At 34.9% G+C, this 24,196-nt stretch carries 18 protein-coding genes and 1 tRNA gene; 1 reads left to right on the top strand and 18 read right to left on the bottom strand.

What is annotated here, in order from left to right:
- Nucleotides 1-23 precede the first annotated feature (23 nt).
- The 10 genes from SB679_RS09760 to SB679_RS09715 all read right to left on the bottom strand — a co-directional run bounded on the left by SB679_RS09760 (nt 24) and on the right by SB679_RS09715 (nt 9,504).
- Complete coding sequence (locus SB679_RS09760; protein WP_410702058.1) at nt 24-1,196, bottom strand: alpha/beta hydrolase-fold protein; 1,173 nt, start codon at nt 1,194-1,196, stop codon at nt 24-26.
- A gap of 250 nt (nt 1,197-1,446) precedes the next feature.
- Nucleotides 1,447-2,349 carry a helix-turn-helix domain-containing protein gene (locus SB679_RS09755; protein ID WP_410702057.1) on the bottom strand — a complete coding sequence of 301 codons (903 nt, stop codon included), beginning with the start codon at nt 2,347-2,349 and terminating at the stop codon, nt 1,447-1,449.
- Nucleotides 2,350-2,366: 17 nt separating this feature from the next.
- Nucleotides 2,367-3,182: an SDR family oxidoreductase gene (locus tag SB679_RS09750; RefSeq protein ID WP_410702056.1), complete on the bottom strand. Its 816-nt coding sequence runs from the start codon at nt 3,180-3,182 to the stop codon at nt 2,367-2,369.
- A gap of 285 nt (nt 3,183-3,467) precedes the next feature.
- The gene (locus SB679_RS09745; protein ID WP_410702055.1) at nt 3,468-3,905 is read right to left on the bottom strand and encodes a cupin domain-containing protein; all 438 of its coding nucleotides are present in this window, start codon (nt 3,903-3,905) and stop codon (nt 3,468-3,470) included.
- A gap of 988 nt (nt 3,906-4,893) precedes the next feature.
- On the bottom strand, nt 4,894-5,400 hold the full coding sequence (locus SB679_RS09740; RefSeq protein WP_410702054.1) for a GNAT family N-acetyltransferase: 507 nt from the start codon (nt 5,398-5,400) through the stop codon (nt 4,894-4,896).
- Between the two features lie 195 nt (nt 5,401-5,595).
- Nucleotides 5,596-6,015, bottom strand: a complete 420-nt coding sequence (locus SB679_RS09735) for a VOC family protein (protein ID WP_410702053.1) — start codon at nt 6,013-6,015, stop codon at nt 5,596-5,598.
- 11 nt (nt 6,016-6,026) lie between these two features.
- Nucleotides 6,027-6,545 (bottom strand): HEAT repeat domain-containing protein, encoded by a 519-nt coding sequence (locus SB679_RS09730; protein WP_410702052.1) that lies wholly within the window; start codon nt 6,543-6,545, stop codon nt 6,027-6,029.
- A 1,043-nt stretch (nt 6,546-7,588) separates the two neighbouring features.
- A complete protein-coding gene (locus SB679_RS09725; protein WP_410702051.1) occupies nt 7,589-7,915 on the bottom strand; it encodes a helix-turn-helix domain-containing protein in 327 nt (108 codons plus the stop codon).
- A gap of 195 nt (nt 7,916-8,110) precedes the next feature.
- The gene (locus SB679_RS09720; RefSeq protein ID WP_410702050.1) at nt 8,111-8,545 is read right to left on the bottom strand and encodes a transposase; all 435 of its coding nucleotides are present in this window, start codon (nt 8,543-8,545) and stop codon (nt 8,111-8,113) included.
- A 101-nt stretch (nt 8,546-8,646) separates the two neighbouring features.
- Nucleotides 8,647-9,504, bottom strand: coding sequence for a hypothetical protein (locus tag SB679_RS09715; RefSeq protein ID WP_410702049.1), 858 nt, complete (start codon nt 9,502-9,504; stop codon nt 8,647-8,649).
- Nucleotides 9,505-9,939: 435 nt separating this feature from the next.
- Between SB679_RS09715 and SB679_RS09710 the strand changes: the two genes are divergently transcribed.
- Complete coding sequence (locus SB679_RS09710) at nt 9,940-10,905, top strand: helix-turn-helix domain-containing protein (protein WP_410702048.1); 966 nt, start codon at nt 9,940-9,942, stop codon at nt 10,903-10,905.
- Between the two features lie 960 nt (nt 10,906-11,865).
- Here SB679_RS09710 and SB679_RS09705 read toward each other — a convergent pair.
- From SB679_RS09705 to SB679_RS09670, 8 genes are all read right to left on the bottom strand, one after another.
- Entirely contained in the window at nt 11,866-12,024 is a 159-nt protein-coding gene (locus tag SB679_RS09705) for a cyclic nucleotide-binding domain-containing protein (protein WP_410702047.1), read from the bottom strand.
- Nucleotides 12,025-12,531: 507 nt separating this feature from the next.
- Nucleotides 12,532-12,616 (bottom strand) — tRNA-Ser (locus SB679_RS09700).
- A 234-nt stretch (nt 12,617-12,850) separates the two neighbouring features.
- On the bottom strand, nt 12,851-13,294 hold the full coding sequence (locus tag SB679_RS09695) for a hypothetical protein (RefSeq protein WP_410702046.1): 444 nt from the start codon (nt 13,292-13,294) through the stop codon (nt 12,851-12,853).
- 225 nt (nt 13,295-13,519) lie between these two features.
- Nucleotides 13,520-14,284 (bottom strand): LytR/AlgR family response regulator transcription factor, encoded by a 765-nt coding sequence (locus SB679_RS09690; protein WP_410702045.1) that lies wholly within the window; start codon nt 14,282-14,284, stop codon nt 13,520-13,522.
- Nucleotides 14,285-14,358: 74 nt separating this feature from the next.
- The gene (locus tag SB679_RS09685; protein ID WP_410702044.1) at nt 14,359-15,678 is read right to left on the bottom strand and encodes a RagB/SusD family nutrient uptake outer membrane protein; all 1,320 of its coding nucleotides are present in this window, start codon (nt 15,676-15,678) and stop codon (nt 14,359-14,361) included.
- Nucleotides 15,679-15,691: 13 nt separating this feature from the next.
- Nucleotides 15,692-19,030 carry a SusC/RagA family TonB-linked outer membrane protein gene (locus SB679_RS09680; RefSeq protein ID WP_410702043.1) on the bottom strand — a complete coding sequence of 1,113 codons (3,339 nt, stop codon included), beginning with the start codon at nt 19,028-19,030 and terminating at the stop codon, nt 15,692-15,694.
- Nucleotides 19,027-21,618 carry a zinc-dependent metalloprotease gene (locus SB679_RS09675; RefSeq protein WP_410702042.1) on the bottom strand — a complete coding sequence of 864 codons (2,592 nt, stop codon included), beginning with the start codon at nt 21,616-21,618 and terminating at the stop codon, nt 19,027-19,029. The genes SB679_RS09680 and SB679_RS09675 overlap by 4 nt, the downstream gene beginning before the upstream one ends.
- 112 nt (nt 21,619-21,730) lie before the next feature.
- Nucleotides 21,731-23,317 (bottom strand): histidine kinase, encoded by a 1,587-nt coding sequence (locus SB679_RS09670; protein ID WP_410702041.1) that lies wholly within the window; start codon nt 23,315-23,317, stop codon nt 21,731-21,733.
- Between the last annotated feature and the right edge of the window lie 879 nt (nt 23,318-24,196).

Raw genomic sequence — 24,196 nt, 5'->3', positions numbered from 1 at the left:
TGCTACGCAAAATTATTTTTTCATCAGTTTTTCCCTTTCAACTTATCCAATTTTCTTCGTGTCTCTGTATCATTGCCCAAAGTAAGTGCTTTTGTAAAGTTTTCAATTGCTTTTTTAATGTCACCTCTTGCTTCATAAAAATCTCCCATACTATCAAAACTGTTGGCGTCTTGTGGATAATTATCAGTATTCATTTTAAAAAAAGTCTCTGCTTTGTCCCACTTTTTAAGGCCCATACAGGTATAACCTAAATTATTGACTAAGTCTTGTGATGGCAACACAGTATACCCTAATTTTTGCGATATATTTTTGAAGTGAGCAGTTAATACAGAATCAATATTCAAATTGGGATTCAATTCAAACATACTTGTCCTGAATTGGTAATAATCAAACAGAAATTTCAACGCATCATATTGCCCATTCAATTGAACCGTCCCGTGTGTTTCTTTAGGGTAAAATTTTGAAGTCCACCGCAATTCATTTTTATCTGTTTTTTTTAAATCATTCACAAATTGTGTAACTGAGCGATATAAAGCAGTATATTGAGTAGTATCCTTTAATGCCGTAAGTGTATCCATTTTTGGAGGCATATTATTCGACCTGCCAATAAACAGAGAAAGTTTTGTATATTTTTTATGAAAAAAATCTTGTTTAGCCTGCTGCACAAGTTTCTTGTTATTCCACCATAAACTTGGGTCTATAGCGATATAGGCGTTAAAAAGACGGGTATTATTCAATAATGTATTTACAACAGTAAGTCCACCCAGGGAGTGCCCGCTAAAAATACGATATGGAGCAGTGGGATAGGTAGAATCAATATGAGGTATCAATTCCTTTTCTACAAAATTCATGAAGTTTTCACCACCGCCTGAATTGTTTGCTGTGGGGGTCAGGTCTCGGTTACGGTTTGTATTTGTAATACCAACAACTATCATTTCGGGCCACACCCCTTTCATTTGTTTGATCATGCCAACTGTAGCATAAAAATGTTCTTCGGCATCAAGCAAATATAAAACCGGATAGCGTTGAATATTTTTCTTATTATTTTCAGCAGGGTTATATATCCATATCTTGCGGTCTTCTTTTAATATATTCGAATGGATTTTGTCAATCGTGCCAATAGTTATGCTTTCAATGTTTTGGCTTTTTGAAATAGTAAAAACAAAAAGGAAAATAATGCTTATAATTAATCTCATTTTTTTCAAAATTTAGTGTTTAGTTATTATTAAGGTTGGCATATATTATTACACCACTTAAAAGTAAGACATTCATCTTCAGGTAAATGTTACATCTTATTGGAATCTGGGGCGGATGGTCCCTCATTCCGCTTTCAAACTGACTTCTAATTATATATCAAAGTGTCCATTTTGATTATCTTAGCATCTTCTCACATGCTATTCATTGAATTTAAGCGAAATTGTAGCCTGGGGGCTATCTGGAACCTTTTTAATTTAAATGCCGATATTCCGTAGGTGATTTGCCTGTCTTGGTTTTAAAAATCTTGGTAAAATGTGATGGGTATTCAAAACCAAGTTCAAATGCGATTTCACTGATTGATTTGTCAGAACCCCATAAAAGTGTTTTTGCTTTATCTGTCAATTGAAGATGAATATGTTCCTGCGTTGATTTCCCTGTATATCTTTTCAAAAGGTCGGATAAATAATTGGACGACAAGTTCAAGGCTGATGAAAAATACTTTACATCCGGCAAGCCTAAGTCAATAAGTGTTTCATTGTTAAAATAGTCTTTAAGCATACGATCAAATTGCTGCACAATGTCGTTACTAACTTTTGACCTTGTTATAAATTGCCTGTCGTAAAACCTATCGCAATAGTTAAGCAACAATTCAATATTATTTTGAATGAGCGTTTGTGTATGCTTATCAATATTTTGGACATATTCCTTCCTGATTTTTTCTATCCCGTCTTTCAAAATTAGTTTTTCATCTTCAGAAATATGCAATGCCTCATTTGCGTCGTAATGGAAAAAAGAATATGAATTGATTTTGTTTCCCAAAGGCGAATTGTTTAATAGGTCCGGATGAAATATTAAGCCCCAACCTTCCTCTACTTGAAGGTCGGGGCTTAAAGAAATAACTTGATTAGGTTCTGTAAACATCAACGTGCCTTCAGTAAAATCATAATAAGACATACCATACTTTACAACACCGCTAAATTTTTTAAAAAGGATGCTATAAAAGCCCATCCTATAAAAGGCATTTTTTTCGATATTGCTTCTGTTAATTTCAGTTAGATCAATAAGCGATACAAGAGGATGCTTTGGTTTTGCCCAACCATAAAGCGTATGTAAATCACTTATTGATTGAATATCTACATATTTGGTTTGCATATTTTTCCATTAAAAACTTAATTTACAAAATAATCACGCATCCGTTTTACAAAATCGTTATCATTGTTTTTCATTTTGCAATCAATATAAAATTGGGCATCTTCGCCCACAACATAACGCAATTGTATTTTTTTATCTGTAGCAGCCTCGTAAATTGTATTTGCCACATCTTCTGATGTTGCTTTTGGTAAATTTGCGGTAGTCTGTGCAAATCGTCCAAAAAACGAACCCATAATTGGATTGTATGAAGGTATCTCATTTTTTACCATTTCTAGCCCGTTTCTAAAATTTGTATCAATTGAACCGGGTTCTATCATTTTAACCACAATATTTAGCGGTGCTAATTCATGCGACAATGCTTCGGAAAAACCTTCCACCGCAAATTTTGTACTGTTGTACAAACTTCCAAAAGGCAAACCAACAACACCTCCAAATGAAGAAATATTGATGATTGTGCCACTTCCATTTGCTCGCAAATAAGACAAAACGGTTTGCGTTACATCCATTAATCCGAATACATTTACGGCATATTGCTTTTGGATTTGCGCTCTGCTTGCCGATTCAAAAACACCCATCAATCCGTAACCGGCATTGTTTACCAAAACATCAATTGTTCCAAATCTGTCTACACCTGCTTTGACCGTTTTTTGAATCGATTCGATGTTCTCAACATCCAATTCCGTTACAAATACATTGTCGAATTGAGTTAATTCGGTCTCTTTTTCTGGTGAACGCATAGTTGCAATTACGTTCCATCCGTTTTTTTGAAATAGTTTTGCTGTTTCTTTTCCGAAGCCTGATGAAGCTCCTGTAATTAATATTGTCTTTGCCATTTTTTTAATTTTTTGTTTGTAAGACAAAGATCTGCAATCGGTCAACGATTGGCTTATACATTAGTGGGTTCGTCTTATACTTTTGACGGATTTTAGTTTAAAAATTAGGAAAGATATGTTACTGCATCTCGCTTCCTGTAGCCCGGCCTTTACGCTAAATTTCCGATTGAAGGAATCGGAAGATACCACTGCAAGGCGGTTTAGTAACAGAGAACTGTTTGCATAATAATCTGATGTGCGTCCTAATTTACATCCACTTTTGAATACTACTCTGTTAGGGTAGTTTTATTCATTCTGTTTGGAAGGTAGCATTTCAATTAATGTTTTTTCATCATTGATAAGATAATAAGGAATAAACACAAGCGATTTTGTTTTTGATGCATTATCAAATCTAACTATTGTTTTGTCAGCAGGTTCAAATGCAACATCTCCAGCTTTTAAGGTTTGTAGCGTATCCCCTTCTATTTGAAAAAAAACAGTCCCAGAAACAATATAGCTTATGACTGGGCACGGGTGTTTGTGAAGTCCTGTTTTTTGTCCGGGGCTAAATTTTATTTCCTTAACATCTACTTTTTTAATTACCCGACTGCCAATATCAGCAGTGAAAATTTCTTTTCGAATTATTTTTTCTTGTGCATCACAGTTTATTGAAATCAAGAAGAATATACTGAGGATAGTCAATTTGAAAAGAGCATTGTAGTTTGGTTTAATTTGATTAGTCATAAGATCTTAATTTAAAATATCAAAGTTATTTAAAATTGGGTTGTCCAATAATTACAGTTAACAGTTTGGGACTTTGTGTTCGAGCCGGAAATTAAAGCACAAAGTCTATATTATTACTAAAGTTCGATTTAAAATTGGATTTTCTTCACCCTGTGGTTGTTCTTGAACGGCGTTTGGTCTGTTGTCTTCTTGTATAATTTCAAGTTTCGTTTTGTAGGCTTCTGCTGTCAAAACATAATTCATTATGAAATAATTTTCCGGTTTGTCTTAAAGGTCGGGCCTTGGTGCATACAAACTGTATCTTATAAGTTCATTTGGCTTTATTTCCAAAACCTTACCCCATTGTTTGAAAATTTATCCTTCCCATTCTGTTATGAATTCTATCCTACTGCCAAATTGCCAGAGTTTCACTTTCTCTAGTTTTGTCAATGTGTTCCAAACTTTGTCAAGAGAAGCATTTAGTTTTATTGTCGAAATGCTTGTTGCCATATTTATCGTTTTCCAATTTCTTGTTGTTGCGTACTCTTATTTTGAATTTTTGTAAGGTGTCAGTTTGCAATTACTGCCTGATGCAAACTCTTGTTCATTGTTCCGATCGTTTAAGGTATTTTTATTTTTCTCATTATTTCCATCTTCCAAAATTATGGCATTTATTTTCCAGCCTTTTGTAGTTTTAATCTAACTGAAAAAATTTAGTCCTTTTTCCCGAAAAATATTCACCATTAAGATATCCCTTGTTTTGATATCTACAAAAACGCTGCGGCTTATAAATATCAGCTGTATTCCAATCCCTAATTGAATACATTAAATCAGTAAATTTTCCTTTCATCCAACTTCTCAGTGTATTTAATAGTTCAAATCCAAGTAAATGCATATTAAACCTATCTCAAATAAAAGAAATATACTAAAAGTAAATTACGCTTCTTTGGAATAGATTCTTCCGGAGCATCATAACGAGGAAATAGGTCTCACCGTTTCTAATTATTTCTTATTTTGACAACCTCCAAAAGCAATTATTTTTTGTTTGACTTTCCAAAGTAAAATTATTCTTTTCAAGTACTCGTATAGATGCAATATTATTTAGATCTGTTTCTGCTAAAATTGTGTTTATGTTTTCTTCTTGAAATGCCCAATTAACTAATCCGCTAATAGCTTCTGTCATAAATCCATTAAGTTGAAAATCGGGATAAGTCGCATAACCAATTTCCAATTCTCCCCTTTCATTTGGTTCACCTTTGAAGCACATTTCGGCAACCAACTTATTTTGTTCTTTACTTATGACCACCCAAAACGTATAATATAGGTTATTTTTGGATTGATCAGTTAAATTAGGAAGTACTTTTGTTTCAATTGCCTTTTTGACCCGGTCGGGAACAACTCGTGAATGGTTCTCAAGCTTCAAAGAGGATTCCAATACAAAATCATTAAGAATATAATTCCGCATTTCATTTTCATCCAAAGGTTTAATTAGGAGTCTTTTGGTTTCAATTTTCATTTAAATTTATCTATCGGATGCTATCCTCATATTTGTTAAAGCATGAATCTTGCTCATAAAAGATTATTTATACGTTTCTTTAACAAGCTCTCATTTTTAAAAAAAACCTTCTTCGCACTTTTTCCTTTAGAAAAAATAGTATTACAGCAGATTCCAATCAAGTCATATGAAAAGTCATTCAATCGAATACCGCTTTTAGGCGGTAGGTTCATCTGTTGGGAATTTACTCATATCCATGAAGAAAACTTCCCAGGTATGCCCGTCAAAGTCTTCAATCGTACGTTGTACCATGAAGCCATAATCCCGGATCTCATTAGGTTCTATTCCACCCGCCTTTAATCCGGACGACATAATATGATTGACTTCGTCAACACTTTCAGCCGATAATGAAAAAAGCCCTGCAATTTTTGATTTTGTATCTGCAATAGGTTTTTTTGTAAAACTCGCGAATTTTTCATGCGTCAAAATCATTACAAAAATATTCTCGCTCCACACCATACATTTTCCTGCATCATCTGAAAATTGAGGGTTAATTTTAAAGCCCAATGCAGTATAAAAATCCGTAGATTTTTGTAGGTCTTTTACTGCGAGATTGATAAAGATTTGTTTTGTCATTTTTATAGATTTTATTTTTTTATTTTCTTCAATGCATCAAGATATTTTTTCTTCACTCCGTTGTCTTCCTCTTTTTCACAAAGCGACTCAATTTTCAACAATAGTTCTTTATGATCGTCTGACTTCAGCTTCAATATTTCAGCTAATGCATAAGCAGTTGCCCAACGAACAACCGTTCCTGTATTTTCCGCATTAAGTAAAAGGTTGCTAATGGCTTTATCAAGTTGAGTCGGGAAAAGTTTGGCAATGTTTCCGATCACCTTTGCACTTTCCCATTTCACTCTTGGTTCATTGTTCTGGAGTGCTTTTGTAACATATTCTAATACACTTTCGCCAGCAATAGCTGGTATTTTTTTTGTGGCATATTCCAAAGCCTCAATACAAGTTGCTTTATCAGTTGCTTTTTGTTTATCCGCAAAAGCCAGCAATTCCTCGCTCGACAATTCATCATTGATGAGCCATTCTCCAATTGCTGAAACCTTAGCTTTTGCTTTTACTGTTTTATCCTGAAATACTTGCTCTATTGTCATTTTGTGTTTATTTAAACAAGCTAGCTGATAATGACACCATTAAAATCAATATATATAATAATCCGTTATTCAATCGAGCTTGTATTTAATTATTTTACAAGTATAATATTAATAAATTTTAAACACCTGGCAAAACCGGCTTTCACTCATAAAAGTCTTTAGAGCTAAAGTTTAGACTTTTCCTTTTCTACTATACCAACTCTTTACTCAATACACTTTTCTTGATCAAATTAACTTTGCAAAGTTTAAAAATAGATAATTAAAAGTTCTTAAATTGATAGTAAAGAACTGTCACAAAGACTTACGCATAATCAATATCAACATATAATTCAAAATTTTAAAGGTTAATAAATGTAGAACTAAAGAAAGTTACATAGTTTTTCGTGGCACTTTTTTTAAATCAAAAAGTGCCACGATTATTCCACGAACATTATGTGCATTTTTGAAAATTCCAGCAGTTTCTTGGATAAAAGAAAAGCCTGCAATTTTTAAAAATTGCAGGCTTTATCAGCTTGTTTACGCTTGAAGAGATTCTTCTTTCGTATTGTTGCGGAATGGGCGGGAGGCCTGTCGAACTCCTTATACCATTTCTATTATTTATAAATGGAATTAAATAGCTAAAAAACTAGTTGCAATTAAATATATAAATTTCAAAGATACTAAAAACTATATTTTTATCAGTATCAGTACTTGATGCTTTCTTCAGTTCAAAGATGTTTAGATACCCCCTATACTCCACCTTAAATAATCATTTTTACAATCTTTTTGATCTTACTTCAAATAAAATAATGCTCTTAAAACGTTGATACTACATAAACCATACATTTTATGAAATCAGCGTATTTATATGTCAGAGTGAGTACTGATGAACAGATAAAGAATATAATCAAAAAATTGATCAGAGGATTAAACTAATTTCCGTTTAATATCTCCATTCTTTATTATTATTGAAGCCATAGAAAGAGTATCTAATTGTTTAGATACTCTTTCTATATTATACTGTATTTTTATTTACAGGTTAATCCAAGGTTTATATTCTGTTACTACTTGTCAAACATTTTTTCCCATCTCGCAATTGAATTTCTGCTTAATTTGAATTTATGTGCTAGCGCTATATTAGTATATTTATTTTTCTTTTGATATTCTAAAATGTACAGGATCGTAGCTTTATCATATGCTCTTAGTTTCTGATTGAATAATGAGATTTCTAAATTTTCTGTGGTAAAAACAATTTGATTAAGCTTAATGACATCAAATATACATAAAACTTCTTTTTGCAAAATAGAATAGCACCATTTATATTTCTCTGGATGCTTTTTCATAATGAGATCTGTATATATTTTTTTATAATTAGGTGTTAATCTTTCCATACATTTTTCTGATTTCTATTTTTGAGACTTTTTCATTTTCAAAAAATATAAACAGTACTGTTTTTCTATTAAAATAATTCTTTTTCAGAACAAATGTCCAAATATCGAATGGATAAAAATTAAATTCGTGTCCAAATACTTCTAAAATTTGCTTTTTAGTCTGATTCAAAAAACTATTATAATGATCAAGGGTCTTCATTCCTTCTGATTATATTTACTGATCCACTTATAAAGTGTGGTTTTAGGAATTCTATACTCTTCTATAATTTGAAGTTTTGTCTTCTGCCCCGTATTGATTAACTCTAAAATAAAATCTACAACCTGTTTAGTATAAATATTTTTTTTAAATTGTGGAAGAGAGGTTTGAATATTTGATATTGTATTCTCAGATTTATTTTTAGGAGCAAACAGAATTAAATGCTGGCAATAAATTCTGAAAAAATCATATTCCAAAAGTTTGCACCACTTAAGAAGAACTTCTGTATCAAGACTTTTCTGATTATACATTTTAAGTATATCATCTTCTGAAACCTTATGGAAGTTACAGATTCTATGAATTAAGATTTCTTTCTCATTTACCATTCTTTTTATACAATCTCCTATATGAATGTTTTTTAATTCAAATTTCATTTCCTATATATTTTTACTGTAAATAGCACAACGCATCTGAACTTTTGAAAGAATTGCAATTTAATCCCAATTAATAATCCTTTTCTATTAATACAAACTAGTTAATATAGCCTTTGGATAGACAAATATACTTCTCTTGTATAACCTGCTGGAGCTGTTTGATTTTTATTGTCTATCACTAAAAAGTAATAGCATCTAAACCATTTGCTGTTTACTATGATGTCTAATGCTACAACTTCATTACTGTTATTATAGGGTGTGCCACCTGTCAGCCCGTAAGGTACACTTGCTGTGGTCATATTATCGCCGTAGTTCAGATAAATACCATTATCAATATTGATCCAGCCTCCATTTGATCCTAAAATGACATTTGCAAAATTAAAACGGTCTACACTAGAAATTTCTGCAACCCAAATTTTCTGATTATTTCCAGAAACATTTACTAACCTAGGATTAAAAGAAGCACTTCCTGAACCATTTACTGAGCTACCTAGAAAAATACCATCCAATCTCACAATTCCATCCAATACAGGTAAATCTGATAAGTAAGAATTCATCCAATTATTTGTAGAAGTAGCATTGGTAATGGTTCCATGATAATAAACAAGCTGGCCGGGAGCAATTGTTCCGGTATTGCTTCCACCAAATGTATATCCCCATTTTGTACCATCAAACATATAATAACCTGCTTGTGTGACATTAGCTGTTTTAACCGTAGGTACAGTTACCGCTGCTGTAGCATATACTAGAGTACCTATCTGTTCAATACCGTACGCGGCATCTTTTGCTGCAAGTTGGTTACCTGTAAGTCTTGGAGCAATAACTCCATCAGGTAAAGTAGCTATACCTGGCATTCCTGTGACATCAAGTGTTGCTTTTGGGGATGCTGTATTTATTCCCACCTGAGAATATGCAATGCCGGATATAAGCGACATAGCTAATAATATAATTTTTTTCATGTTGAAATGTTTTTGTAAATAATTAAAGAATTAGAAAAAATATCATCATTTGTGTTTTTTATATAGATATTTGTGTTTTAGGTTTTATTTCGAATAAAATATAAAAGATTATGCAGGAGATTATTAAAAAATAATCTAAAATTACCCCTCTTTTTTTGTAGAATAATTTTAAAGTATGTTTAAAAAAGAAATAATATTGTGCAATTCATATTTCTACTTAATTTTACTGCTTTACAATCTTTTATCTCATGATTTTATTCAGTTATTAACATAGAATATTTTTTGATCTCGTTTGTTTTGCAAAGTTATCTACATTAATAAATCAAAAAAAAAAGAGTAAAGGCGAATATTATAAATGATTTAAATTTTATATCTAATTATTAATCAATACAATACCATAATGAATTATTAAATTTCATTAAAAACAAAATTCAAATGCCTGAAATCAATTCAAAATATCTCACTGTAGATATATTAAAACAAGAACTAATGGATAAATACATATTTTTTATGGTATTTGCCATGGGTATGTATGCTATCACTTTCAGATTCCTCATTAATAGTCGAACAATGTCATTGTATCTAATAAGCGGATTATTATTTTTAGCTTACAGTTATTTTCTGGTTAGAAAAAAATATCCGTTGAGTCTCATCGTTCACTTATATCTGATTATTGCACCTTTATATAATTTTTACATTATGGTAACTTTTTGGAACTACACAATTGCTAGTTTTTTCTGGCTGTTGGCAGTTCCTTTAGGAGCTTATATATTTTTTTCAAAAAAAGAGGCTTTACTATATGCAGGCTATGTTCTGGTAATTATTATTACAGCTACTATCGTAGCCAATAATTTACATTTTAGCTTTGTAAAGTATTCCCAGAAGATGATTATATTTTCTGACACAATTCTATTTATCTCAAATATTATAGTTTTTTCATTGTTAATATATTATAAAGACAAAATTGAAAAATTGAAAATTGTGTCAGAACTTGAAAATATAATTACACAAAAAGAAGATGTAAAGGAAGGGATAATTATAGAAGAAAATATTGATATAGATTCTATAGAAAACCTTTTTGAAAAGATAGAAAATCTCATGATAGAACAGGCTCTTTTTAAAGATATAAAACTTAACCTTTCAAAGCTAAATGTCCTATTAAATACCAATACTATTTATATTTCTAGAGCAATTCGACATAAAGGATATTCTAATTTCAATACATATCTGAATACACACAGAATTATGTATGTGAAAAAGCTCTTTTCTGAAGCTAATTTTCAAAAAAACACATTAATGTATATTTATACAGAAGCTGGATTTTCGAACCAATCTACTTTCAACAGGGCCTTTAAGCAGATAGAAGGAATAACACCTTCAGAATATCTGCAAAAAATCTAAAAGATCATACCTACCATAATGGCATATAGTCTATCAATTTGAAATCCTAACAGATCAATATCACGCAAAAATAGATTCTGGAACAGATTCCTGCTGAGTTGCGTAAATGTAGATGCAGATACATGATTCAATTTGAATTGTTTCATAGTCAAAGCATATAATTCATTTGGCTCTAAAACCTTATAATCAAGCTAAGGACGACATCGTTTCTTGATTTTCTTTGTACACTTCCTTTATTCAGAAAAAAAACCATCCTATATCAATCCTATTTTAATTCATACAGCCCACGGCTCCTATAAGAGCTTATTTACAAACGTCTAACTTCTTTTCCAAATAATCAAATTTTCACTTTTCTGAACTGATGACTTTATCGTGATCCTAGGTTCCTCTTTTTGTTTTGTCGCCTGCCATAATCTAATATTTAGGGACTTGATTTGTATTGATAATTAAGAGGATTATAATACTACACGCTATAAGACACTCGGAAATAAAGAAAGTTTTAATTACCTCTGATATTTTCACTTTGATCAATACTAAATTAGACAGGTAAAAAAAAGTAATCTGCTGAATAACACTTGTGTCTCCAATAGTAGATCTTTCCCGCCACAATCTTAATGATCTTATTTTTTCCATTTTCTTTACAGTGCGAATCACAATTTCCACACGCATACCTAATAAATTAGCCATGTGTTGCTTCGCTAGGGGCATACAATAGGAAAATTGTTCTTGATTTGTCCTACTCTATAATATTCCAGCAGAGACCGGACCTTATGAAGGGAGTCATTCGAAGAATTGTTAAACAGCATAACATATTCATGTGACAATCTCTCCGATAAGCAGCGAAAGATATTAAAAACAACTTCATTATTTTGTCTTAACAACCTCATAAAATTCCACTTAGCCAACTTGATTATCTTGCAATCTGTTCTCGCAACAGCATTCATAAGATATTTATTTCCGCTAAATAATAATTGTTTCACCAATGGTCTGATCATCTGTAAGAATATTCAAGGTAGCCTCTTTACCATCCTCGTGGCAATTGTTTAACTCCACTATACCAGCAACGATCTGAATGTAATAACTAGGAAGATCTCCTATTTTAAAAATCGTATCCTTCATTAGATAATTTTCATAGCTAGCTCAATTTTCTTGCAAAATATTTTCATCAATTATCATAATATGTCACAATTATGGTTATTTAGAAAATTTTTGTAGTAAAAATTTTATTTTTTTTCAACAGCAATAAGCAGACTATTACGGCCTGATAAAAAGAATTTATATACCACATTTTAAAGCATTTAAGGAAGCATTATCAAATTAACAGATAAATAAATTAAGAGCTTCAAAAAAATATTGTCTTGAAAGTTATATCATCTTAAATAGAACGCTATCACAGTGATGAGTGATGAGTGATGAGTGATGAGTTACAAGATTAAATGGTTAAACGAATATCGAACACATAATGATGATGAATAGGGGGATTTTAAGGTAGATGTTTTTCTATTAAGGTAAATACTGAAAACTCGAACACCTATTTATATAATCTTATTCAAATATAACACACTGTAAATCATAATATAGAACCTATAAAAAAAGGAGACGTTTAAATATAAACGTCTCCTTAAGCGGAGAGAGAGGGATTCGAACCCCCGGACCTGTTACAGTCAATAGTTTTCAAGACTATCGCAATCGACCACTCTGCCATCTCTCCTGAATAACGGCTATACCGTTGTTTTCAGTGGTGCAAATATAAAAAGTTTTTTGTTATCTGCAAAATATTTTCGGCATCTTCATTAAAAAAAATCATAGTTTTCAACGTTGATTTCTGACAATCAGACTTATATTTCAGACGCGAAGAACCATATTTTTTAATAAAAAAATCATCAAGCAAGCCCTTCATACAAAAATTTTATAAAATTGCGATAAGGGTCATCCGTACTACTGCTTACCTTACTGTTCTTTCCAGGATTTTTTCATCATATTTATCATAGAAAACGCCTACTCTATCAGGATTCACTGTTCCCTCCGGAGTCAACACTTTTTCTTTGAAAAGCCAGGCCATCAGCTTCTCCATACTTTTCTTTGAATTCATTCCCAATCCACTTACTACCCGGCTGAAATCGGTACACTGAACTTTAATTCTTTGCTCAATAAAGTTGATTACATAATAATCATCAGCCTGATATTGCGGAGTTTCGTTGTCAAACATTCTAAACATTACAATTTCATTGTCATCCAATGTATAAAATGAATATTGGAACACATTGATTTTCTCTGATTTGAGGATTGCTTTACCATCCAGCAAAACCTTGTCATCTTTTATTTCAATTTTCTGGGCATTCAGAAAGGCAGCTCCTGCGATAAGAAGCATCATCATGGTTTTTTTCATACAAATATCAATCGTTTATAATCTTTTTTATAAGAGTTCAAATTATAATAGGACGGTAAAAATCATGTTTCAAAATGATGTATGAACCATTGTTACCGACTTTTTACAGACGTCCAAAATACAAAAAAGATCGATACTTTTAGAGAAGATTGTAAAAGGAAAAAATGTTCGGTAAAATCAGTTGCTGAGTTTACAACTAACAATCAAATTAACAAAACTTATCCATCAGTTTTTCAGCCAAGTTAAAAATTCCGTGACCTGTCTTTTACTGATGAATACATCTGAATTAATTTCAGGGGTCGGAGAAAGCTTCACCTCTATTTTCTGGCTCGAATGCTTAATAATTTCAATAATCGCATTTTTATTGATGATGAACTTCCGGTTAATTTTAAAAAAACGGTCCGGGTTTAATTTATGGATGATATCTTTAATCGTATCGTCATAAATATAGGTCTGGTTATCGTTTGTGGTCAGAAAAAGGTATTTTCCGGAGGCAAAAAAATAAGCGGTATCGTGCTCATCTACAGACTTTAGTTTATTTCCTTCCCGAACCATAAAACGTTTCATTTTTTCAGGATTATTGGTCTGGTATAACGTGGAAATAGATTTCAGTACAGATTCGGGATCAAAATTCCCTTTTATAGAAATGAATTTCTGCAATGCCTGATATAGCTCCTCTCTTTCAAAAGGTTTCAGGAGATAATCTATGGTGAAATGCCTGAAAACCCTCATCGCATATTCATCAAAAGCCGTGATAAAAATAACCGGCGTAAAAAGTTCCACATGCTCAAAAATATCCAGGCTCATCCCGTCACCCAAGTGAATATCCATAAAAATAAGGTCTGCGGAATGGATTTCGAAAAAATCTATGGCCTGTTTCTTTGAACGGAGAATCACCGTTTCGGTAATAGGAACGATACTTTGCTGATCCAAAAGATCTTTCAGATAATTAACAGCCAGCAGTTCGTCTTCTATAATCGCAATTCTCATAACCCTGCAAAAGTACGAAAAAACCGCTAAAACGATTAAGTTCAAGCGGTTTCAGGGGTTGTTAATATGAAATGTTATAAAAAGGGATTATTCTTCTTGGCACTTCGTGGAAACTCTATGGTGTATCTCACGTCATTCTGTTGAAGAATATAGTCTATCCCATTGATGGTATGGGTAATTTTTTTCTGATTTGCACGTCTTAAATCAGACCAGCGCTGTCCTTCCAATGCAAATTCCCGGAATCTTTCATCCATTATAAAATTCGTGAAATCAGAAGTATTCATTGGATTGATGCTGTTTTGAACGGCCAGATATCCATCTGTACTGTATCTGTTTTTCAATACCGTCAGCAGGGTTTCTTTAGCTTCATTAAGCCTGTTCAGTTTTACCAATGCTTCAGATTTTATAAAATACATCTCTGCCGTTCTGAAAGACACTTTAAAATCTGAACTTCCACCTTTAATCACTTTATACTGACTGCCATTTTTCTCAAAATACAGGGCAAATCTTTTATCTGTAGCCGTATTATATTTTGAAAGCAGTTCCGGAGTGGCGAAAGATACATTCTGCACATTGGTATTCAGTGCATTGTCCAGAGCCATAATAGATTCTACTGAAGCATAATGATTAGGCGCTGTGGTAGCTGTATTTAAATTGCTTAGCTGTCCTTTTACCGCCAGCACCTGGTTTGAAAAGTTTAATGCTGCATTCCAGTCGCTCTGATACAAGGCCGCTCTTGCCTGGAGTGCCTTTAATGCTATTTTTGAAAACCGGTAATGGATACCTGAAGGCTGCTGCTCCTCTATCATCAGTTCTTCTGCCTGTTCCATATCGGCATGTATCCGGTTATAGACTTCCTGTACGGAAGATGGTTTTAATACCTGTTCAAGATCAATTTCCAGAGTGATTGGGACTCCACGGTCTGTAGAGGCGGTAGCGCTGTTGTACGGTTTCCCGTATAAATTCACCATATCAAAATAGGAATAGGCACGAAGGGCATACGCTTCTGCGAGGATCTGCTGCTTTTCAGGAGAATCTTTCATCGTTTTGCTTCCTTCATTGATGATTTGGTTCAGATAAAAAATCACCGAATAAAAACCTACCCACGGAAACTCAGTCGTTGCCTGGTCGGTATTGGAATCTTTCCACATCGCAATTTCACGGTAAGCGATAAAATCACTTACATTTTCATCCAGGCTTACCTCATCGGTACGAAGGGCTGTTAAAGATTTATGAATCGGATATTTTGCATATGCCGAGGTAAGTACTTTACGGTAATCTTCCACACTGGTAGGAATGATTTTTCCCTCAGGCTGTATATCTAAAAAACGATCACACCCGATACTGGAAAAGCTGAGTACGGCGAGCGCAATGAATGTTGTAATTTTTCTCATGTTTCTCTAAGTTTTAAAAAGAAATATTAAATCCTACGGTAACTGACTTCGCGATAGGCTGTGCATAAATATTACCATAGGTTTCCGGATCAAAATATCCTTTATATCCATTACTGAATACAAATAAGTTACGCCCTTCAACACTCAGTCTAAGGCTGCTGATTCCCATCGGACTTGTAAATTCTTTAGGAAGCGTATATCCAAGACGAATACTGCTGATTCTCACGTAGCTGATTTCTTTTGCCCATACATCAAGTAAGCTGTAGGCATTGGAACGGTTATCGGCAAACCATTTGTTAGCCATCCAGCCTGGGTTGCTGTCCATTTCAGAGCTGGTAATTCCTGGAAGTGAAGTTCCGGCTTCGTAGATATCTTTGGTATAATTTCTACCTCTGTCTAAGTCCATTCCACGGTAAGAAGGTGTTCTCATGACAGTCTGCTTTAAATTGACGGTAGCAGAAACGGTAAGATCGAAATTGCGTACTTTAAAGGTATTGATAATCCCTCCTGTAAATTTCGGATCTCTGTCACCTACATACGTGAAAAGGTTTCTAAGCTCCGCATTGGAAAGTTTTGTGTCTACAAGCTGTCCGGGAAGAAAATCTGCATATACATCAAATAATTTGAAGAAATCTTCCGCTTTTATTTTTTCATTTCCTTTCCAGAACATTGGATTTCCGTTTTCATCCATTCCTGCAGTTTTCAATGCAAAAACAGCATTTACAGGTAGTCCTTCACGGGAAGGAAGCAATGCATTATCACGGGGCTGCTCGCTAAGTACGTTACTCTTGTTGTGGGCAAAATTTATCGTGGTAGTCCATTTGAAATTATCATTATTAATATTTCTTGTAGACACCGCCAGTTCAAATCCTTTATTGGTTAAGCTTCCCCAGTTCATCATGGTATATTCAAACCCCGTTTCTAGCGGTGTTTCTTTCATACTGATCATGTCTGTTCCTTTTCTGCTGTACACATCCGCCGTAAGATTAATACGGTTTTGGAATAATCCTAAATCAAGACCCAGGTTGACATTGGTGGTTTTTTCCCAACGAAGCTTATCATTTGGAGGACTGACTACGTTAATAATATTTTCTTTTGTCCCGGGAAGAATCGTCGTATCAAAGTATTCTCCGATAAAAAACGGTGATGTATTACGGTCGATATTTCCCTGAAGACCATAAGAAGCTCGTAATCTAAGGTTGGAAATCGCAGTAAGATCCTTCATGAAATTTTCTTTCGTCACGAGCCATGAACCTGATACCGCCCAGATTGGAAGGTATTTATATTTTTTATTAACTCCGAATAAATTCGTTCCGTCATATCGTACACTTCCGAAAAATGTATATTTCTGAGCAAAAGTATATGATGCAGTAGCAAACATGGACGCATACGCATTCACAACAGGAGGCATTTCACGGTACGTTTCATACTTTCTTTCTGCTGCAAAATTAGAACTTGGGAACACCATCGCCGTGGATCTTCTGGAAATCTCGTCATACCCGAAAGCTCTGGTAAGTGTTGTATTATCCTCTGTTTTACGGATTTCTGTTCCAGCCATTACATCAATTTCATGCACGGAATTAATCTTTGTGCTGTATGCCGCCTGCAACTTCCAGTTGTATTGGAAAAAGCTGTTGTCCCAGTTTTGTTTTACCCCACCATCCGGTAAAAAGTAACGGTACGCGCCATCTTTGTAGTAGCGTGTCCCTTCTCTCATTTTTCTGGTAAAATAGGTTTCCTGACCTGCGTACTTTTCAGTCTTGTTGCTGTCGTATTGCATTCCCAGCTGGGAAGTCAGCTTCAGGTCTTTCGCTACTTTATATTCTAAATCCATAATCGCTTTCAGGGACTGGTTTTTCAGGGTATAACTTGTGTTGTTCCTTTCTTCCAGGAAGTTGAAAGGAATATAACGGTTTTCAAAACCATCTATATCCTGATCATAGCGGTAGCTTCCATCTGCATTGTAAGGCGTAAGGTAAGGATTCGCATTTCTTGAATAATTGATAGGGCTGATAGACGCATCAGCATCTGTCACAAACGATTCACGTTCACTTTGTGTTCCGAAAATTGATATTCCGGCAGTCAGCTTATCGCTTATTTTATAATTGTTCTTTAACGTCAGGTTATATCTTTTAAAACCGGTTCCTATCGTTGTTCCTTCTTCATCATAATATCCTAAAGAGAAGTAATAATCTGAACGGTCGCTTCCTCCGGAAAGACTTAGTCCATACTGTTTATTGATGGCTGTTCTGTACAAAAGTTTTCCCCAGTCTGTATTGTTATTTCTTAATCCGTCGATCTGCTGGCGCGTCAGTGAATTCAGTCCGTCCAATCCTCCGCTTCTGAAAGCGTCCAACTGTCCGTTTTTCATTAAAATCCTCATCACCTCTCCTTTATCTGCACGATAAGTCAAGTCGCTGCGCTGGGCAAGCATAAGCTCTAAATCTACTTTTTCAGTGGCATTGAGCAGATTCAGTTTATCAAAATCCGGGCGGGATGTTACGAAGGTATCTGCTGAGAAATTCACTCTCATATTTCCTTTCTTCCCTTTTTTGGTGGTAATAGAAATCACCCCATTCGCAGCTCTGGCTCCATAAATAGCTGTCGCCGCCGCATCTTTTAAAATGGTGATATCCTCGATATCATTAGGGTTCAGTCCTGCGATAGAAAAATTCTGAAGCTGGTCTATATTATCTTTATCTGTAAAATTGGGAACATCATTTCCTTCCAGTGGCAAACCGTCAATCACCCATAAAGGATCCTGTGGTCCGGAAAGGGAAGCCGTTCCTCTGATTCTGATTTTTGCAGGGCCTCCGGGAGATCCTGTTTGAGGTGTTACGGCTACTCCGGCAATCTGTCCCGCCAACATCTGGTCTACACTCGCAACCCCAGCCTGGTTGATGTTATCCATCTTCACCGTTGAAACCGCAGAAGTCTGCTTGCGTTTTTCAATTTTCTGATATCCGGTAATGATAACTTCCTGTATTTTATTTTTATCAGAAACCTCAGAACTGATAGGCGTTAGGGTTACATTATAGTGCGTTTGATCTTCATTGATCAGAATTATTCTGGATTCATAGCCCAGATAGCTCACCATAACAGATTTTGTATCTGCGGGAATTTCCAGGATGAATTTCCCGTTCTTATCGGTTACGGTACCTATTGAAACACTTTCAATAATTCCTTCCTGATTGGTTTTGGTAGAAACAGACTGTGTTTCTATTTTGATAGATGCTCCGGCCATAACGTGAAACGTATTGCCGTCTTCGATCTTTCCTGTAATGGTTTTCTTCTCCTGGGCCAACGCAACCTGAGCCGCTAAAAGAGGTAAAAGTATTAGAGTTTTTTTCATAGCTGATTATTGTTTAAAGCCTCTTTAATACGGATGATTAAGTCTGTGTAATGAGCCCTGGAGGCATCATCTCCTTTGTATTGTCTTGCATTCAGTAGTTGTAATACTTTCTGAAGTTCTGCTCTTTTGTAGGTAGTGACTTCAGATACTCTTTTCATGGATGAATAGTTAATATTCCTCAAATCATGATCTTCTCCGTGAAAATTGCATATCATTGGCATGTTCAGGGTGTTGTCTACTTTTAAAGCTTTGACTGATGTTTTCTCAAATAATTTATTCACAGAAACAATGAGCGCATCCACATAGTTTTTCTGCGTCATTTTTTCAAGAATCGTCAGGCTTCCTTTTTTACTGAAAATAGCAGTTCTTAATTGATCAAATAAATTATTTACGGTGTAGATTTCTTCTTTTGAACCCGAAACTTCATGTTTCAATTCATTTTCAAGCAACCTCAATAACCTGTCATCCATCAGCAGGGAATAGATGGTTCCATACTGCATTCCTCTTGCTAGGGTGTATGGAGTCTGTTCAAACGGTCCCATCGGTGAATTTTTCACAGAATAGGTTTTCTCGGTAATCGGATTAAACAACAGCCATTCCGGAAGCTGTATTGCATTGTTAATCAAATAATCAACCGCTCTTTTCTGTGTTTCCGCAGGAACTGCTTCATACGCTTTCTTTTTGCTGCCAAAAACCGTATTATCCAAATAAACCCCTCCTACATTGGCCATTACATGCCCTGTATACAGATCCCATTGTCCGATCGCTCCCAAATAGAGTTTACCTGCCTCGGTATAGCTCTTTCCATCTTCATACGTCCATTTCAGAAGATTGTCTACAACAATTTTCAAGTTTTTAATTCCATATTCGCTAGCCTTCATTGCATCATCTCCTAAATCTTCAGATTGGGAGCGCGGATCAATGGTTTCCAGGTAGCTTTGCTGCTCACCATAGAAATACATCGGGTCATCCTGATTTTTTTCTATTAAGTTTCTCAGGGCCTTTTTTTCGGATATTTCATCAGGGTACCAACGGTAGCCCCATTCAATAGCATATTTATCATATACTCCTATTTTTGGAGTTATTGCAGTAACACCATCCCCAGGCTGAGCGACATAATTGTAACGTGCATAATCCATAATAGAAGGGGCTGTTCCGCCCATTTTATCGGTAAATTCCTTGGAACGCAGTGATTCCACAGGAAAGGCAAAGGAAGCTCCCATATTATGTTTCAGTCCGAAGGTATGTCCTACTTCATGAGACGAAACAAAGCGGATTGCTTCACCCATATGCTCATCACTGAATACATTTCCTCTTGCTTTAGGGTCTATCGCTCCGGTCTGAATTCTCATCCATTCCTGAAGGGAAGTCATCACATTATGCCACCAGATAATATCCGATTCAATAATTTCTCCGCTTCGCGGATCCACCACAGAAGGTCCCATCGCATTGGATTTCGGAGATGCCACATAGGTAATCACGGAATATCTTACATCATCAATGTCAAAATCCTTATCATTTTCATCCGGCATTTTAGCGATTACCGCATTTTTAAAACCCGCTTTTTCAAAAGCAGTCTGCCAGTCGTATACTCCTGCAATAATTTTTTCACGCCACTGGATCGGCGTTGCTGGATCAATATAGTAGACGATAGGTTTCTTTGGTTCTACCAACTCCCCTCTCAGGTACTTTTCTTTATCTTCATCTTTGGGTTCCAGGCGCCATCTGGTAATGAACTGCTTTTCATCCATTTTTTGCTGGCGGTCATTGAAAGCCCAATGTTTTTCACTGAAAAATCCTACTCTCGAATCAGCGGTTCTCGGTGCCATCGGAACCTGAGAAAGCAATACAATATTGCTGGTAACCCCAAGGGTTACTGGTAAATCTACTCCTCCTTCATTCACGGATGTAGTGAGCTGGGATTTCACTACAAGGTTCTGAGGAAATGTTTTTACTCCTTCTATGTAAGAAAGGCTTGACTTTACCGATCCACCAAGGCCTACATTGGCCAGTACATCATTAAAGCTTTTCTGATTTCCATCAAAAACTTTGTTTACTTTAATGGCTACCGACGTAGAATCACTGTTTTGAGCTTCAATATCAAAAACCTCGATCACAGATTCTGAAAAATTATCTTTTACAGATTTTGTAATCACATCATTTTTTGGAGATGACACCTGCGGAACCACCGTTTTTACCCAAACTTTTTTGGCTACTGCATCTTTATGAAAAGAAATTACTTTATTTTCATAGTTCATCCCTTTATTTAGGCCCGCCTCATTCACCTGCATCGGCACCTGAGACAGTTTATTGACCACCAAAAACTGACGTCCCATCAAACTGTCGGGAATCTCAAAATACACATCGGTCTTTACCTGAATCGTATTAAAAATCCCCTTTTTATAGGTTCCTTTTTTAATAAGATCTTCAATTTTCTTTGCTTTTTTTGACGAAACCTCTGTTTTGTCAGATTTTTCTTTAGCCGTTTTTATGGTATCTTTTTTCTGTGCAAGTGCTGCTGGTGATGCCAGAGCGAGTCCTAAGTACAGTGCCAGTCTGTAGTTCTTCATTACAATAGTCCGATTCATTCCAAATTATTAGATATCTCAGTTTCAGCTCGCAAAACTATAGGTAAAGAAATAATCTCAACAGTATTAGGGAGTGAGAGGTGGTATTTCGGGAGTGAGTGGATTTCATTTTTTATTCCAATAATGGTAAAAAACATATGAAATATTCACCATCTACGGATATATTAACAGAATTCTTTTTAAAATAATCATAAACCTGATTCAAATAATCAATCCCGAATTTGGCTCCCTGTACGGATTCATCTGTTTTGGGCTGCCAGGTATTTTTTACAGTGATTCCTTCCTCTTGAATCGTTATCATAATGTTCAACGGATGGTCTATCGTAGCAATATTATGTTTTATGGCATTTTCCACCACCATCTGAAGGGATAAGTAGGGAATCTTCTTTTCCAAACTTTTAGGGTTAACAATGACCATATCAAACACCAGCTCTTCATCAAACCTGCTTTTTAGGAGCTCCATATACTGCTGGATAAACTTAATTTCCTGCGCAACAGGAACAATATTTTCTTTAGGAGGAACAATAAGGTACCTGTATATCTTGGAGAGATTCATGGTAAAACGCTGTGCATTTTCTTTGTTGATGCCGATCAGCAGATAAAGGGAGTTCAGCGAATTGAACAGGAAATGGGGGTTGATGTTGTTTTTAAGCTGCTGCAACTGGTTCAGGGCTTCTTCCCTGTGCATTTTTTCATTCTCAACAAGCAATACGTTTTTTTCGGTCTGTATCTTTTCTTTTTCAAGATAGGCTAGCTGGGTAGACCTGTGAAAGAGGATAAAAACGGTAACAATAAGAAACAACGCCGCCAGGAAAATATAGACGGTATAGGTCTTGGTTTTATTCACACTTTCATCAATAAGGAAGTTTACGTGGTTTACAACGGCGTACCCTTCAAAATTATCTGTTTTCAGAGGTTTTATGAAACGGGTAACTTCCAGATTTAGATATTCTGAAATGGTAGTCCCTTCGGTGTATCCTGATTTTGTAGTACTGGTTATGGTATCTCTTGGGGTGATATCAGTAAAGTCAAAAATGTTCTTTCCTAAATATTTCTGGTCCGGATGAGTGATGCAAACCCCTTCTTTGGTGAAAACATAAGCGTAATTGTTGGGCGTCTTATCAATATTGATGAAATACTGATGGAGATCGTCCAGGCTTACTGCGGAACCATAATAGAGTCTGTTTTTATTAGGAAGAGTCAGGGAATCGTAACTTACCCAATAGATGCTGTCTTTCCGGGTAATTAAAAAATCGCTGAAATGTCCGGGACCGCTGTTTTTTATTTTGATATAATTCTCCCCTTTCTCCCTTTTCCTGAATACTTCCGATAATGGGCTGTTGCTTTCAGATTCTCCGGAGACAGGATTATCATACGAGTACCAGCTGTAAGGAAGTAAATTTCGTTTCCGGTTCATTTCGTTTAAAACGGAAGAATATTCCTTGTAGTTTTTCAGTCCGTCTTTCTGGATAAGCGCACGCAACAGGTATTGATAGTCTTCTATACTTCGAAACTCATTTTCTACAGTTTCATATTTCCGAACAAAGGTTTTGCGGGCAAATTCTTCGTTATTTTTCCGGCTGTCGTGGGTAATGAGAACACTCAGCACCGCGAATGCAACAACAGCGATCAGGCAAGCTGATAAAATCGCTATGTACATGGATTTCTGCGATACGATATGCTTAAAATTATTATTCATTTTTTCTACCAGTCATTTTTTCTTTACCATTATATTCAATGATCAATCTGTAAGAATCTGTCATGGGATCTTTTCTTACACCTTCTCAGATGCATTTTTTTACCGTGTGATTTTTTAACGCAAGAGCGTAAGGCGCTTACAATATCGTTGCCCTTGCGATACCAAAACATTATTTGTTAGCGCAAAGACGTAATATTTTTTTCAAGATTTATGTTTTTAAGGCGCAAAGGTATTTCACTTAAGTAAAGACGATTACATTGTATTTACCTTCGAAATACATTTCTCTTTCTGGCCATCTAATCGCATTTTTTAACGCAAAAATTTTGATAATGCCGTTTCATAAGGAAAGCAAAGAATTAATCAATTTCAGTGATTCTAAAAAGCTTGCATTGTTGATATGAAATCTTAAAGTTCCCCGATATGGTACGTTACCCCATATGATTCCCCAAAAGACATCCTCTATCCGTGACTTTTATGCATAAACTAGTTCCATTAGAATTCTAATGGAACTAGTTTTTGTAGCGGAGAGAGAGGGATTCTCACCTACCCTTTCCATATACGATAGACATTGATTTTTCCATTTTTAGAATTAAAAGTGCCACGATATTGCCACAATCTTTTCTTTTGCTTTCAAAAATCAATTTTGAAGTCTCTATTTAGCTGGTGCGGAAAGCGAGGGACTCTCACCCACCCTTTATACACGCTGTATCACTGCAATTTTTATATTTAAATTTATAGTGCCATGAACATGCCACGACTTTTTTAAACATTTTAAAAAGTATGAACAATGCTCTACTTATCACTTAGATGTAGCACAATATAACCTACAAATTTTTACGACTTGAATCAAAGAACACTTTAGTTCACCATTACAAATAT

This window comes from Chryseobacterium sp. SIMBA_029 (assembly GCF_046535275.1).
GTDB lineage: Bacteria > Bacteroidota > Bacteroidia > Flavobacteriales > Weeksellaceae > Chryseobacterium.
The sequence above is the reverse complement of the archived record's forward strand: the minus strand, read 5'-3'. Positions and strand labels throughout refer to the sequence as shown.

What these genes read in the sequence shown, in the direction of transcription:
- SB679_RS09755 (WP_410702057.1), bottom strand. Translation starts at nt 2,349, where the DNA reads ATGCAAACCAAATATGTAGATATTCAATCAATAAGTGATTTACATACG.
- SB679_RS09750 (WP_410702056.1), bottom strand. Translation starts at nt 3,182, where the DNA reads ATGGCAAAGACAATATTAATTACAGGAGCTTCATCAGGCTTCGGAAAA.
- SB679_RS09685 (WP_410702044.1), bottom strand. Translation starts at nt 15,678, where the DNA reads ATGAGAAAAATTACAACATTCATTGCGCTCGCCGTACTCAGCTTTTCC.
- SB679_RS09690 (WP_410702045.1), bottom strand. Translation starts at nt 14,284, where the DNA reads ATGAGAATTGCGATTATAGAAGACGAACTGCTGGCTGTTAATTATCTG.
- SB679_RS09735 (WP_410702053.1), bottom strand. Translation starts at nt 6,015, where the DNA reads ATGACAAAACAAATCTTTATCAATCTCGCAGTAAAAGACCTACAAAAA.
- SB679_RS09745 (WP_410702055.1), bottom strand. Translation starts at nt 3,905, where the DNA reads ATGACTAATCAAATTAAACCAAACTACAATGCTCTTTTCAAATTGACT.
- SB679_RS09720 (WP_410702050.1), bottom strand. Translation starts at nt 8,545, where the DNA reads ATGAAATTTGAATTAAAAAACATTCATATAGGAGATTGTATAAAAAGA.
- SB679_RS09710 (WP_410702048.1), top strand. Translation starts at nt 9,940, where the DNA reads ATGCCTGAAATCAATTCAAAATATCTCACTGTAGATATATTAAAACAA.
- SB679_RS09670 (WP_410702041.1), bottom strand. Translation starts at nt 23,317, where the DNA reads ATGAATAATAATTTTAAGCATATCGTATCGCAGAAATCCATGTACATA.
- SB679_RS09695 (WP_410702046.1), bottom strand. Translation starts at nt 13,294, where the DNA reads ATGAAAAAAACCATGATGATGCTTCTTATCGCAGGAGCTGCCTTTCTG.
- SB679_RS09705 (WP_410702047.1), bottom strand. Translation starts at nt 12,024, where the DNA reads ATGAAGGATACGATTTTTAAAATAGGAGATCTTCCTAGTTATTACATT.
- SB679_RS09740 (WP_410702054.1), bottom strand. Translation starts at nt 5,400, where the DNA reads ATGAAAATTGAAACCAAAAGACTCCTAATTAAACCTTTGGATGAAAAT.
- SB679_RS09680 (WP_410702043.1), bottom strand. Translation starts at nt 19,030, where the DNA reads ATGAAAAAAACTCTAATACTTTTACCTCTTTTAGCGGCTCAGGTTGCG.
- SB679_RS09730 (WP_410702052.1), bottom strand. Translation starts at nt 6,545, where the DNA reads ATGACAATAGAGCAAGTATTTCAGGATAAAACAGTAAAAGCAAAAGCT.
- SB679_RS09725 (WP_410702051.1), bottom strand. Translation starts at nt 7,915, where the DNA reads ATGGAAAGATTAACACCTAATTATAAAAAAATATATACAGATCTCATT.
- SB679_RS09760 (WP_410702058.1), bottom strand. Translation starts at nt 1,196, where the DNA reads ATGAGATTAATTATAAGCATTATTTTCCTTTTTGTTTTTACTATTTCA.
- SB679_RS09715 (WP_410702049.1), bottom strand. Translation starts at nt 9,504, where the DNA reads ATGAAAAAAATTATATTATTAGCTATGTCGCTTATATCCGGCATTGCA.
- SB679_RS09675 (WP_410702042.1), bottom strand. Translation starts at nt 21,618, where the DNA reads ATGAATCGGACTATTGTAATGAAGAACTACAGACTGGCACTGTACTTA.